General features: G+C 58.8%; 12 protein-coding genes. All 12 read left to right on the top strand.

Features of this window, described 5'->3' with window-relative positions:
* Positions 1-46: 46 nt before the first annotated feature.
* Positions 47-1,111 (top strand): tRNA preQ1(34) S-adenosylmethionine ribosyltransferase-isomerase QueA, encoded by a 1,065-nt coding sequence (gene queA / locus ACZ89R_RS23390; protein ID WP_063342597.1) that lies wholly within the window; start codon positions 47-49, stop codon positions 1,109-1,111.
* A 14-nt stretch (positions 1,112-1,125) separates the two neighbouring features.
* A complete protein-coding gene (gene tgt, locus ACZ89R_RS23395) occupies positions 1,126-2,241 on the top strand; it encodes a tRNA guanosine(34) transglycosylase Tgt (RefSeq protein ID WP_429547817.1) in 1,116 nt (371 codons plus the stop codon).
* 43 nt (positions 2,242-2,284) lie between these two features.
* Positions 2,285-2,620 (top strand): preprotein translocase subunit YajC, encoded by a 336-nt coding sequence (yajC, locus tag ACZ89R_RS23400; protein ID WP_007903559.1) that lies wholly within the window; start codon positions 2,285-2,287, stop codon positions 2,618-2,620.
* Between the two features lie 63 nt (positions 2,621-2,683).
* Positions 2,684-4,552, top strand: a complete 1,869-nt coding sequence (gene secD / locus ACZ89R_RS23405) for a protein translocase subunit SecD (RefSeq protein ID WP_429544445.1) — start codon at positions 2,684-2,686, stop codon at positions 4,550-4,552.
* A gap of 9 nt (positions 4,553-4,561) precedes the next feature.
* Positions 4,562-5,476 carry a protein translocase subunit SecF gene (secF, locus tag ACZ89R_RS23410; protein WP_429544444.1) on the top strand — a complete coding sequence of 305 codons (915 nt, stop codon included), beginning with the start codon at positions 4,562-4,564 and terminating at the stop codon, positions 5,474-5,476.
* Between the two features lie 121 nt (positions 5,477-5,597).
* Entirely contained in the window at positions 5,598-6,149 is a 552-nt protein-coding gene (locus tag ACZ89R_RS23415; RefSeq protein ID WP_123498043.1) for a glycine zipper 2TM domain-containing protein, read from the top strand.
* A 133-nt stretch (positions 6,150-6,282) separates the two neighbouring features.
* Positions 6,283-7,179: a site-specific tyrosine recombinase XerD gene (gene xerD / locus ACZ89R_RS23420; protein ID WP_123498045.1), complete on the top strand. Its 897-nt coding sequence runs from the start codon at positions 6,283-6,285 to the stop codon at positions 7,177-7,179.
* Positions 7,180-7,480: 301 nt separating this feature from the next.
* Entirely contained in the window at positions 7,481-8,212 is a 732-nt protein-coding gene (dsbC, locus tag ACZ89R_RS23425) for a bifunctional protein-disulfide isomerase/oxidoreductase DsbC (protein ID WP_008072863.1), read from the top strand.
* Positions 8,213-8,345: 133 nt separating this feature from the next.
* Positions 8,346-9,650 (top strand): homoserine dehydrogenase, encoded by a 1,305-nt coding sequence (locus tag ACZ89R_RS23430; protein ID WP_134101880.1) that lies wholly within the window; start codon positions 8,346-8,348, stop codon positions 9,648-9,650.
* A 66-nt stretch (positions 9,651-9,716) separates the two neighbouring features.
* Entirely contained in the window at positions 9,717-11,126 is a 1,410-nt protein-coding gene (thrC, locus tag ACZ89R_RS23435) for a threonine synthase (RefSeq protein WP_007897604.1), read from the top strand.
* A 133-nt stretch (positions 11,127-11,259) separates the two neighbouring features.
* Entirely contained in the window at positions 11,260-12,615 is a 1,356-nt protein-coding gene (locus ACZ89R_RS23440) for a transporter substrate-binding domain-containing protein (protein ID WP_429544443.1), read from the top strand.
* Positions 12,616-12,838: 223 nt separating this feature from the next.
* The gene (locus ACZ89R_RS23445; RefSeq protein ID WP_429544442.1) at positions 12,839-13,126 is read left to right on the top strand and encodes a DUF3509 domain-containing protein; all 288 of its coding nucleotides are present in this window, start codon (positions 12,839-12,841) and stop codon (positions 13,124-13,126) included.
* Positions 13,127-13,179: the final 53 nt, after the last annotated feature.

Raw genomic sequence — 13,179 nt, forward strand, 5'->3', positions numbered from 1 at the left:
TTGATATTTCCGCTAGACTTCCCGGCCCTGCTAGACGAACCCCATCATGCGCGTTGCTGACTTTACTTTTGAGCTCCCTGATTCGCTGATTGCTCGCCATCCTTTGGCTGAGCGTCGCGGTAGTCGCCTGTTGACCCTGGACGGGGTCAGCGGCGCCCTGGCACACCGTCAATTCACTGATTTGCTTGAGCATTTGCGCCCGGGCGATTTGATGGTGTTCAACAATACCCGGGTGATTCCGGCGCGGCTGTTTGGCCAGAAGGCTTCCGGCGGCAAGCTGGAAATCCTGGTGGAGCGGGTGCTCGACAGTCATCGCGTGCTGGCCCATGTGCGTTCCAGCAAGTCGCCAAAACCGGGTTCGAAGATCCTGATCGACGGCGGTGGCGAAGCCGAGATGCTGGCGCGTCACGATGCGTTGTTCGAGCTGGGGTTTGCCGAAGAGGTGTTGCCGCTGCTCGACCGCGTCGGGCACATGCCGTTGCCTCCTTATATAGACCGCCCGGATGAAGGCTCGGACCGCGAGCGTTATCAGACGGTGTACGCCGAGCGCCTGGGTGCGGTGGCGGCGCCTACGGCGGGGCTGCATTTCGACCAGCCGCTGATGGAGGCGATTGCCGCCAAGGGCATTGAGACTGCGTTCGTGACTTTGCACGTCGGCGCCGGCACCTTTCAGCCGGTGCGCGTCGAGAAGATTGAAGATCACCACATGCACAGTGAATGGCTGGAAGTCGGCCAGGACGTGGTCGATGCCGTTGCGGCCTGCCGCGCTCGCGGTGGTCGCGTGGTGGCTGTGGGGACCACCAGCGTGCGTTCTCTGGAAAGTGCCGCGCGCGATGGCGTGCTCAAGCCGTTCAGTGGCGATACCGACATCTTTATCTACCCGGGCCGCCCGTTTCATGTGGTCGATGCCCTGGTTACCAACTTCCATTTGCCCGAGTCCACGCTGTTGATGCTGGTTTCGGCGTTCGCCGGTTATCCCGAGACCATGGCCGCCTATAAAGCCGCCGTCGACAACGAATACCGCTTTTTCAGCTACGGTGATGCGATGTTTATCACCCGTAATCCCGCACCTACTGCCCCTAAACAAACAGGCCCAGAGGAAACAGAATGAGTCGCACCAGTCGCATGACCTTTGAGCTCCTAGCCACCGACGGCAAGGCGCGTCGCGGTCGTTTGACCTTCCCGCGCGGTACCGTCGAGACCCCGGCCTTCATGCCGGTGGGCACGTACGGTACGGTCAAGGGCATGTTGCCGCGGGATATCGTCGCCACTGGCGCGGAAATCATTCTGGGTAACACCTTCCACTTGTGGCTGCGTCCTGGCACCGAAGTGATCAAGAAGCACGGCGACCTGCACGATTTCATGCAGTGGAAAGGCCCGATTCTGACCGACTCCGGCGGTTTTCAGGTGTTCAGCCTGGGCGCGATGCGCAAGATCAAGGAGGAGGGCGTGACCTTCGCTTCTCCGGTCGACGGCGCCAAAGTGTTCATGGGCCCGGAAGAGTCGATGCAGGTCCAGCGCGATCTGGGCTCGGACATCGTGATGATCTTCGACGAATGCACTCCGTACCCGGCTGACGAAGACGTCGCTCGCGTATCGATGGAGCTGTCGTTGCGCTGGGCCAAGCGTTCGAAAGAAGCCCATGGCGACAACACGGCGGCGCTGTTCGGCATTGTTCAGGGCGGCATGCACCAGGATTTGCGCATGCGCTCGCTGGAAGGCCTCGACAAAATCGGCTTCGATGGCCTGGCCATTGGCGGTCTGTCGGTGGGCGAGCCCAAGCACGAGATGATCAAGGTGCTGGATTATCTGCCGGGCCGGATGCCGGCTGACAAACCTCGTTACCTTATGGGCGTTGGCAAACCGGAAGATCTGGTTGAGGGTGTGCGCCGCGGTGTGGACATGTTCGATTGCGTGATGCCAACCCGTAATGCCCGCAATGGGCATCTGTTCATTGATACAGGCGTGCTGAAGATCCGTAACGCGTTCCATCGCCATGATGATTCGCCGCTGGATCCGACCTGCGATTGCTATACCTGCCAGAACTTCTCCCGTGCTTATCTGCATCATCTGGACAAGTGCGGCGAAATGCTGGGTAGCATGTTGAATACCATCCACAATTTGCGCCATTACCAGGTGCTTATGGCTGGTTTGCGCGAGTCTATTCAACAGGGTACATTGGCCGCCTTTGTCGATGCCTTCTACGCCAAACGCGGGTTACCTGTTCCGCCTTTGGACTGAGTTTACTGACCCCAAGATTCAACATTTGCAACTGGAGTGCTAAATGAGCTTTTTTATCTCTAATGCCATGGCTGACGCCGCTGCACCTGCTGCTGGCCCAATGGGCGGCGGCTTCGAGTGGATTTTCCTGGTCGGTTTCCTGGTCATCTTCTACCTGATGATCTGGCGTCCACAGGCCAAGCGCGCCAAAGAGCAGAAAACCCTGCTGGGCAGCCTGCAAAAAGGTGACGAAGTTGTGACCACCGGTGGTATCGCCGGCAAGATCACCAAAGTGTCCGACGACTTCGTTGTCCTGGAAGTCTCCGACACCGTCGAAATGAAATTCCAGAAAGGCGCCATCGCCGCCACGCTGCCAAAAGGCACGCTCAAAGCGATCTAAGTTCCAACTTCTACTCAATCGACGGGGCGCGCAAGGCGCCCCGCGTCATAAGCGGGCGGCGTGATGCTGAACAAATACCCTCTGTGGAAATACATTCTGATCCTGGCGGTGCTGGCGATCGGTCTGATTTATTCCGCTCCCAATCTATACCCTGATGACCCGGCCATTCAGGTCAGCGGTGCAAGCACTGCACTGCAGGTTACTCAGGCTGATCTGGATCGTGTGAGCACCGCGCTCAAGGATTCCGGGATCAACGTCAAGGCGGCCACCCTGGCTGCGGGCGGCAAGGGCGGTCTGATCCGTCTGACCAAGGCTGAAGATCAGCTGCCAGCCAAAGACGTCGTACGCAAGGCATTGGGTGATGACTACGTTGTTGCACTGAACCTGGCACAAACCACCCCGCAATGGCTGCGCAGCCTTGGCGCGCACCCGATGAAGCTGGGTCTGGACTTGTCCGGTGGTGTGCACTTCCTGCTGGAAGTGGACATGGACAAAGCCCTCGATGCACGCCTGAAAGTCTACGAAGGCGACGTCAAGAGCCTGTTGCGTAAAGAGCGTCTGCGCTATCGCAGCCTGCCGCAACTGGGCGGTGCCATTCAGCTGGGCTTCACTGATGAAGCAGCCCGTGAAGAGGCGCGTGCGCTGATTCGCAAGAACTTCAACGATTTCGATATTGTTCCGGCCGACCTCAATGGCCAACCGGTACTGCGTCTGGCGATGACCCCGGCCAAGCTGGCGGAAATCCGCGAATACTCCATCAAGCAGAACTTGACCACGGTACGTAACCGCGTCAACGAGCTGGGTGTTGCCGAACCTATCGTTCAGCGCCAGGGCGCCAACCGCATCGTGGTTGAGCTGCCGGGCGTGCAAGACACTGCAGAAGCCAAGCGTATCCTCGGCAAGACGGCCAACCTTGAGTTCCGTCTGGCAGCTGAGCCTGGCGCTTCGAAAGCCACTTCCGAGTCGTTCGAGTTCCGGGAAGGCAATCGTCCTCCGGCGCTGATCGAGCGTGGCCTGATCATCACCGGTGACCAGGTGACTGACGCCAAGGCTGGCTTCGGCGAGCAAGGCACGCCAGAAGTGAACATCCGTCTGGATGGCCATGGCGGCGAGCTGATGAGTCGTGCGACGCGTAACAACGTCGGTCGCAGCATGGCGGTGATCTTCATCGAGCAACGTCCTGTCACTACTTACGTCAAGCAAGTGGTCAACGGTGTCGAGAAAGACGTGCCGGTGCAGACGTTCAAGGAAGAGAAGAAGATCATCAGCCTGGCGACCATTCAGTCGCCGCTGGGTGCCCAGTTCCGCATCACTGGCCTGAACGGCCAGGGCGAATCGTCCGAGCTGGCGCTGCTGCTGCGTGCCGGTGGTCTGGCGGCACCGATGTACTTCGCGGAAGAACGTACCATCGGCCCAAGCCTGGGTGCCGACAACATCACCAAAGGTATCGATGCCTCGCTGTGGGGCATGCTGTTTGTCTCGCTGTTCATCATGGCCATCTACCGCTTCTTCGGCCTCATCGCCACCGTCGCGCTGACGGTGAACATGGTGATGCTGCTGGCCTTGATGTCGCTGCTGGGTGCGACGCTGACCCTGCCAGGTATCGCCGGTATCGTGTTGACTATGGGTATGGCGGTCGACGCCAACGTACTGATCTTCTCGCGGATACGTGAAGAGATTGCGGCCGGCATGACCGTGCAGCGGGCAATCAACGAAGGCTTCGGCCGGGCATTCACCGCGATTCTCGACGCCAACCTGACAACCTTGTTGGTCGGCGGGATTCTCTTCGCCATGGGCACCGGCCCGGTCAAGGGTTTCGCAGTGACCATGTCCCTCGGGATCTTTACCTCGATGTTCACGGCCATCATGGTGACCCGCGCGATGGTCAACCTGATCTTCGGCGGTCGTGACTTCAAGAAGTTGTGGATTTAAGGGGCTGCCATGTTACGTACAATCAACTTCATGGGCGTTCGCAACATTGCGTTCGGCGTCACATTGTTCCTTACCGCACTGGCATTGTTCAGTGTCGCCACCAAGGGCATGAACTGGGGCCTGGACTTCACCGGCGGTACGCTCATCGAGCTGACCTACGAGCGTCCGGCTGACGTCACCAAGGTGCGTGAGCAGCTGGTGACGTCGGGTTATCACGAGGCGATCGTACAGAGCTTCGGTGCGACTACCGATTTGCTGGTGCGTATGCCAGGTGAAGACCCGCAGCTGGGTCACCAGGTGGCCGAGGCCTTGCAGAAGCTCGGTGGCGACAACCCTGCGGTGGTCAAGCGCGTCGAATTCGTCGGCCCTCAGGTCGGTGAAGAACTGCGCGACCAGGGCGGCCTCGGCATGCTGATGGCGCTGGGCGGCATTTTGATCTACCTGGCTTTCCGCTTTCAGTGGAAGTTTGCAGTCGGTGCAATCGTTTCGCTGATCCACGACGTGATCGTGACCATCGGTATCCTGTCGTTCTTCCAGATTACCTTCGACCTGACGGTACTGGCGGCGGTGCTGGCGATCATCGGCTACTCGCTCAACGACACCATCGTGGTATTCGACCGGGTTCGTGAGAACTTCCGGGTACTGCGCAAGGCCAGCCTGATCGAGAACATCAACATCTCGACCACGCAAACCCTGCTGCGGACCATGGCGACGTCGATCTCCACGTTGCTGGCGATCGCGGCCTTGTTGTTCTTCGGTGGCGACAACCTGTTCGGCTTCTCCATCGCCCTGTTCATCGGTGTTCTGGCGGGTACTTACTCGTCGATCTACATCGCGAACGTGGTGCTGATCTGGCTGAACCTGAGCAGCGAGGACCTGATTCCTGCTGCGGTGGCCGAGACGGAAGTCGACGACCGCCCATAACGGTTATCGCTTTTCCAGCTGTAGCCCGAGAAGGCGCGAGTATTGAACTCGCGCCTTTTTTTATGCTCCAAGGCTGGGAGAAGCGCGGGTTTGTCCCGTCTGTGATGGTCAGGAGGTTCATGTGAACAAGTCGTTGCTGGTTGGTGCGGTATTGGGTGCTGTCGGTGTCACTGCCGGGGGTGCTGTTGCCACCTACAACCTGGTTAAAAGCGGCCCTGAGTATGCGCAAGTGTTGGCCGTTGAACCGGTCAAGACACAAATCAAGACTCCACGTGAAGTGTGCAAGGACGTTACGGTTACCCGGCAAGCGCCGGTGAAAGATCAACACCAGATCGCCGGTACGGTGGTCGGCGCGCTGGCGGGTGGCCTGTTGGGCAACCAGATCGGCGGCGGTACAGGCAAGAAAATCGCCACAGTGGCCGGTGCGGTCGGCGGTGGTTATGCGGGTAACAAGGTGCAGGAAGGCATGCAGGAGCGTGATACCTACACCACCACTCAAACCCGCTGTAACACCGTGAATGACATCAGCGACAAGGTTGTAGGCTACGACGTTCGTTATTCGCTGGATGGCAAGGAAGGCAAAGTGCGGATGGATCGCGATCCGGGCAACCAGATTCCGGTCGACAAGGAAGGCAAGTTGATCCTGGGGCAGAACGAACCGGCACAACAATAAGCTGAGCGCCTCAAGCAAAAAGAAGCATCTCGAGAGGGATGCTTTTTTTGTGCCTGAATTTTATGTTCGCCGCCAACGTGCTATGAAAGACTCCTCATTTTTCGCAGCCTTACGCCTGCCTGTCCGAGACCCCATGCCTGCCATTGATCATCCCCTGATAGACCAGTTCCTTGACGCCCTGTGGCTGGAAAAAGGCCTTTCCGATAATACCCGCGATGCCTATCGCAGCGACCTGGCCTTGTTCAACGGTTGGTTGCAGGAAAAGGGCCTGGAGTTGATCAACGCCGGTCGCGAGTTGATCCTCGATCACCTGGCCTGGCGCCTGGAGCAAAACTACAAACCCCGTTCCACGGCGCGGTTTCTTTCCGGTGTGCGTGGCTTCTATCGCTATTTATTGCGGGAGAAGCTGATCGCGGTCGATCCGACATTGCGTGTCGATATGCCCCAGCTAGGCAGGCCGTTGCCTAAGTCCTTGTCGGAAGCCGATGTAGAGTCGCTGCTGGCCGCGCCAGACCTGAGCGAAGCCATCGGTCAGCGAGACCGCGCCATGCTGGAAGTGCTTTACGCCTGTGGCTTGCGGGTCACGGAGCTGATCAGCCTGACGCTGGAACAGGTCAACCTGCGCCAAGGCGTGCTGCGGGTGATGGGCAAGGGCAGCAAGGAACGACTGGTGCCGATGGGCGAGGAGGCGATTGTCTGGGTCGAGCGCTACATGCGCGATGCCCGTGGCGAGTTGCTGGGCGGGCGTCCCAGCGATGTGCTGTTCCCCAGCCTGCGCGGCGAGCAGATGACCCGCCAGACCTTCTGGCATCGCATCAAACACCAGGCCAAGGTCGCCGGGATCGGCAAGTCGTTGTCTCCACATACCCTGCGCCATGCCTTCGCCACACACTTGCTCAATCACGGTGCCGATTTGCGCGTGGTGCAAATGTTGCTCGGCCACAGCGATCTGTCGACGACCCAGATCTATACTCACGTCGCCCGCGCACGCTTGCAGGACCTGCACGCCAAGCATCACCCCAGAGGCTAGCGTCAACCCTGTGGCGAGGGAGCTTGCTCCCGCTGGGTTGCGTAGCAACCCCAAAACCAGGCGCTGCATTTATTCAGGAAAGCCCGACTGGCCTATTTGCGACTGCTACGCAGCCGAGCGGGAGCAAGCTCCCTCGCCACAATAATGGGTGTCAGTCAGGCATGGGTGTCTCGCGTCACCCGCATTCGGCCACGGGGGCCTTATGTGGTAGGCTTTGCCGGTTTGCACGATGGGCGGTTATGACCCGGTGTTTCGGCACGGGTGTTCTGATCGTCCCATTTGTCCGCCTTCAGGAGTTCTCATGCGTCTGACCCAGATTTTCGCCGCCGCAGCCATTGCGTTGGTCAGCACCTTTGCCGTCGCCGATGACACGGCCGACAAAGCCATTCGTAAAAGCCTGCAAACCCTCGAACTCGACGTGCCGGTCGAAAGCATCACCGCCAGCCCGCTGCCAGGCCTGTATGAAGTCAAGCTCAAGGGCAGCCGTGTGCTCTATGCCAGCGCCGATGGCCAATACGTCGTTCAGGGTTACCTGTTCCAGCTCAAGGACGGCAAACCGGTCAACCTGACCGAGAAGACCGAGCGCCTGGGCATTTCCAAACTGATCAATAACATTCCAGTGGCTGAAACCGTGGTTTACCCGGCCATCGGCGAAACCAAATCACACATCACCGTGTTCACCGACACCACATGCCCGTATTGCCACAAGCTGCACGCCGAAGTGCCGGCGCTGAACAAGCTGGGTATCGAAGTGCGTTATGTTGCGTTCCCGCGCCAGGGCCTGGGCTCGGCGGGTGACGAGCAACTGCAAGCCGTGTGGTGCTCCAAGGACAAGAAAGCGGCCATGGACAAAATGGTCGATGGCAAGGAAATCAAGGCCGCCAAGTGCGAGAACCCGGTAGCCAAACAGTTCGCCCTCGGTCAGTCGATCGGCGTGAACGGTACACCGGCCATCGTTTTGGCCGACGGACAGGTCATTCCGGGCTACCAGCCTGCGCCACAAGTCGCCAAACTGGCATTGGGCGCGAAATAATTTCGCATCGTCATGGTCAGCCTTTGACGATCATGGTTCGGCGGCAATATTGTCGGGCCATTAATAGAGAGCCGCGAGTATGCGGTTGTTTTCACGGCCGGCCTCGAGTCGGCCGTTTTATGGGGAGTTCACAGTGAAACCGGTCAAAGTAGGCATCTGTGGGTTAGGGACCGTCGGTGGCGGTACCTTCAACGTACTTCAGCGCAACGCCGAGGAAATTGCTCGTCGTGCCGGGCGTGGAATCGAAGTGGCACAAATTGCCATGCGCACGCCAAAGCCTCAGTTCCAGACGACCGGTATTGCGATTACCAACGATGTGTTCGAAGTGGCCACGAACCCTGAGATCGACATCGTTATAGAGCTGATGGGCGGCTACACCGTTGCCCGCGAGCTGGTACTCAAGGCCATCGAGAATGGCAAGCATGTGGTCACCGCGAACAAGGCACTGATTGCCGTTCACGGTAATGAAATTTTCGCCAAGGCTCGCGAGAAGGGCGTCATCGTGGCGTTCGAAGCGGCCGTGGCCGGCGGCATTCCCGTGATCAAAGCGATCCGCGAAGGTTTGTCCGCCAACCGCATCAACTGGGTGGCCGGGATCATCAACGGCACTGGCAACTTCATTCTCACCGAAATGCGTGAAAAGGGTCGCACCTTCGAAGATGTACTCGCCGAGGCGCAAGCCCTGGGTTACGCCGAAGCCGATCCGACCTTCGACGTCGAAGGCATCGATGCAGCCCACAAGCTGACGATCCTGGCGTCCATTGCATTCGGTATCCCGCTGCAATTCGACAAGGCTTACACCGAAGGCATCACCAAGCTGACCACCGCTGACGTGAACTACGCCGAAGCGCTGGGCTATCGCATCAAGCACCTGGGCGTGGCGCGCAGCACCGCGGCCGGTATCGAGTTGCGTGTGCACCCGACGCTGATCCCGGCCGATCGTTTGCTCGCCAACGTCAACGGCGTGATGAACGCGGTGATGGTCAACGGCGATGCTGCCGGTTCGACCTTGTTCTACGGCGCCGGCGCCGGCATGGAGCCGACGGCTTCGTCGGTGATCGCCGACCTGGTGGACGTGGTTCGCGCCATGACCTCCGATCCGGAAAACCGCGTACCGCACCTGGCCTTCCAGCCGGATTCGCTGTCGGCCCATCCGATCCTGCCGATCGAAGCCTGTGAAAGCGCCTACTACCTGCGCATTCAGGCCAAGGACCATCCGGGCGTGTTGGCTCAGGTGGCGAGCATCCTGTCGGAGCGCGGTATCAACATCGAATCGATCATGCAGAAAGAAGTCGAAGAGCATGACGGTCTGGTGCCAATGATCCTGCTGACGCACCGTGTGCTGGAACAGCACATGAACGACGCAATCACCGCCCTGGAAGCGTTGGAAGGCGTGGTAGGCCCGGTCGTACGAATCCGCGTCGAGCACCTGAACTAAGCCGTTATCGTTCACCGGGCCCGCACGCGGGCCCGGCATTGCGAACACTGTCTATTGGAGCCAGTCATGCGTTATATCAGTACCCGCGGCCAGGCACCGGCCCTGAATTTTGAAGACGTCCTGCTGGCAGGTTTGGCCACGGACGGCGGCCTGTATGTGCCGGAAAACCTGCCACGTTTCACCCAGGAAGAGATCGCTTCCTGGGCCGGCCTGCCGTATCACGAGCTGGCCTTCCGGGTAATGCGCCCGTTCGTGACCGGCAGCATTCCCGATGCCGATTTCAAAAAGATTCTTGAAGAAACGTACGGCGTGTTTTCCCACAACGCCGTGGCCCCGTTGCGTCAGCTCAATGGCAACGAATGGGTACTGGAGCTGTTCCACGGCCCGACCCTGGCGTTCAAGGATTTCGCCCTGCAACTGCTCGGTCGCTTGCTCGACTACGTGCTGGAAAAACGCGGTGAGCGCGTGGTGATTGTTGGCGCCACCTCCGGTGACACCGGTTCGGCCGCCATCGAAGGCTGCAAGCACTGCGAAAACGTCGACATCTTCATCCTGCACCCGCACAACCGTGTGTCCGAAGTGCAGCGTCGCCAGATGACCACCATCTTCGGCGAAAACATCCATAACATCGCCATCGAAGGCAACTTCGATGACTGCCAGGAAATGGTCAAGGCCAGCTTCGCCGACCAGAGCTTCCTCAAGGGCACGCGCCTGGTGGCGGTGAACTCGATCAACTGGGCGCGGATCATGGCCCAGATCGTTTACTACTTCCACGCAGCCCTGCAGCTGGGTGGCCCGGCGCGTTCGGTGTCGTTCTCGGTGCCAACCGGCAACTTCGGCGATATCTTCGCCGGTTACCTGGCGCGCAACATGGGCCTGCCGATCAATCAGTTGATCGTCGCCACCAACCGCAACGACATCCTGCACCGCTTCATGAGCGGCAATCAGTACGTCAAGGAAACCCTGCACGCCACACTGTCGCCCTCCATGGACATCATGGTGTCGTCGAACTTCGAACGCCTGCTGTTCGACCTGCACGGTCGCAACGGCGCGGCAATAGCCGGCTTGATGGACACCTTCAAGCAGGGCGGCGGTTTCAGCGTCGAACAGGAGCGCTGGACCGAGGCACGCAAACTGTTCGATTCGCTGGCCGTGGACGACGCCCAAACGTGCGAAACCATTGCCGAAGTCTTTGAGCAAACCGGCGAACTGCTGGACCCGCACACTGCCATCGGCGTGAAGGCCGCGCGCGAATGCCGTCGCAGCCTGGATATCCCGATGGTGATCCTCGGTACAGCCCATCCGGTCAAATTCCCGGACGCAGTGGAAAAAGCCGGTGTAGGAAAAGCGCTCGAACTACCTGCACATCTTTCTGATTTGTTTGAGCGAGATGAGCGTTGCACCGTGTTGCCGAACGACCTGAAAGCCGTACAGGCCTTTGTCAGTCAGCATGGCAACCGCGGCAAGCCGCTGTAACCGGTAAAAGCTGTCACATTTTGAAGCCCGTCTCCTGACGGGCTTTCTCATTTCTGCATGCCACACTTGCCGGGTTTCGTAAAAGAAGAGCCGCCCATGAAGGACGGGCGAGACGATTACCAAGGAAGTGGCAATGCTGTTTTTCAGAGGGTTTAGACCAGCCGTGTGCTGGATGTTTTTGCTGGGCGCCCTGGGCTTCGGGCCGTGGGTAAAGGCAGCGCAATTGGTGGCACATGATTCCAGGGCGTCAACCGCCGTCGCACGCATTGAGCTGGATGCTCAGGAGCTGCAATGGATTCGTGATCATCCCGAGGTCGTTGTCGCGTCGGCGCAGTACCCGCTGTACCTGTTCAAGGATGAGTATGGTCACTGGAGCGGTTTGAACAACGATGTGCTCGACCGAATCAGCGCCATGACAGGGCTGCGGTTCGTCCATGAAGAGTCGTTTTCTACCGATCAACTGCTGGAACAACTGGAAAACGGCGCGGCGGACATGAGCACGACGTTGGCAATAAATGACGAGCGCAAGGTGTTCCTGGATTTCAGCCATGCATTCGGCGGGGCGGGTTGGGTACTCGTGGGACTGGCCGACACACCAGCGTTACAGTCCCTGGAACAACTTTCCAGAAGAGTCCTGGTATTGCCGGCCCGGCACGCCTTGGAGGGTGTGATTCGTCGTGATTACCCGGCGATTGAGCTGCGCCTGGTCAAAACCTACGGTGAAGCCTTGGCGCTGGTGGAAAGTGGCGAGGCCTACGCCACCATAGAAAATGAAATCGGAGCGCAGCTTTATCCCTCGGACCGGCTCAAGGTAGGGCCTGCGGTGGAGGGCAAGTGGGAAGCTGATCACTTGGCGGTCCGCAAAGGACAGCCGCACCTATTGAGCATCCTCAACAAGGCGCTCGAAGCATTCCCGCCTGCAGAGCTACGCGCCATACGGCTGAAATGGCTGAATGGAATTGCACCGGTACATGCGCCCTCGGCCTGGCAGCGGATAACCCAGTGGGGCTGCTGGAGCCTGTTCATCGTTAGCCTGTTCGGCCTGCTTTCATTGCTGTGGAACCGTCGGCTCGCCGCACTGATCGAACAACGTCGGGATGCCGAGAAAGACCTTAATGACCAGCTCGCATTTCAGCATGCGTTGATAGACGCCATGCCCGATCCGATGTTCGTGCGTGATCTGGAGGGGCGTTTGATCATGTGCAACAAAAGTTATGAGGAGAACTTGTCGACCCGTTTCGACCAGGTACAGGGTCGACAACTGATCGAAGTCGATGTTTTGCCCAAAGAGACCGCCGAGCAGCTGCACACCGAGTTCATGGCTCAGCTAGGTACGCGCAAGACTCGCTTCAGTGAACGTCAGTTGATGTTCAAGGATGGCGTCAGGGATATCTACCAGTGGACGGTGCCGTTCTACAGTGCCAATGGTCAATTGCGAGGATTGCTGGGCGGATGGAGCGATATCGGCAAGCGTACAAGGCAGGCATGAATCGGCAATACCTGTCAGTCAGGCGCGCTCCCACAGGTTCTGCACTTGGTATTAAGCGTGAATCAGCTGTTTTTTTACTGTCATCTTGACCGTGCATGCTCTAGTTACCAGAGGCGCCGGTGCGCCTGCCGTTGGAATCCAGAACTTTCTTCTCGGGCCTGTGGTCATCTACTGTGGACACACCCCAGGCACTTTGTTTTCGGACTATTGAGTGGTGATCGAGATGGAAAGTATCAGTCTATTGCTCGGTGAGGCTCTAAGCCCGTATCTGGTCACGTTGACCCCATCGGGTGCCCATGGCGAATGCCTGGTGACACTGAAGAGTACGAGCGGCGCTATCGTGGTCGAACGGGCGTTCAATCAGGCCCAGTTAACCGATAAACGTCTGCTGACGGATGTCGTCGACGGGCTGCACCGCGACGTGCTGATCGCTGAAGGACGTCTGGAGCCCTGTGTCATCGCGGCGTTGCGCAATGCTGCTCAGGACAAGATCCTGGCCAGCCGAAATTGAATTGTTTTTTGTGGGAACCTTCCTGCGCCAAGGTCAGTCAGACCATGTAACAG

The organism is Pseudomonas sp. TE3728, from assembly GCF_056279145.1.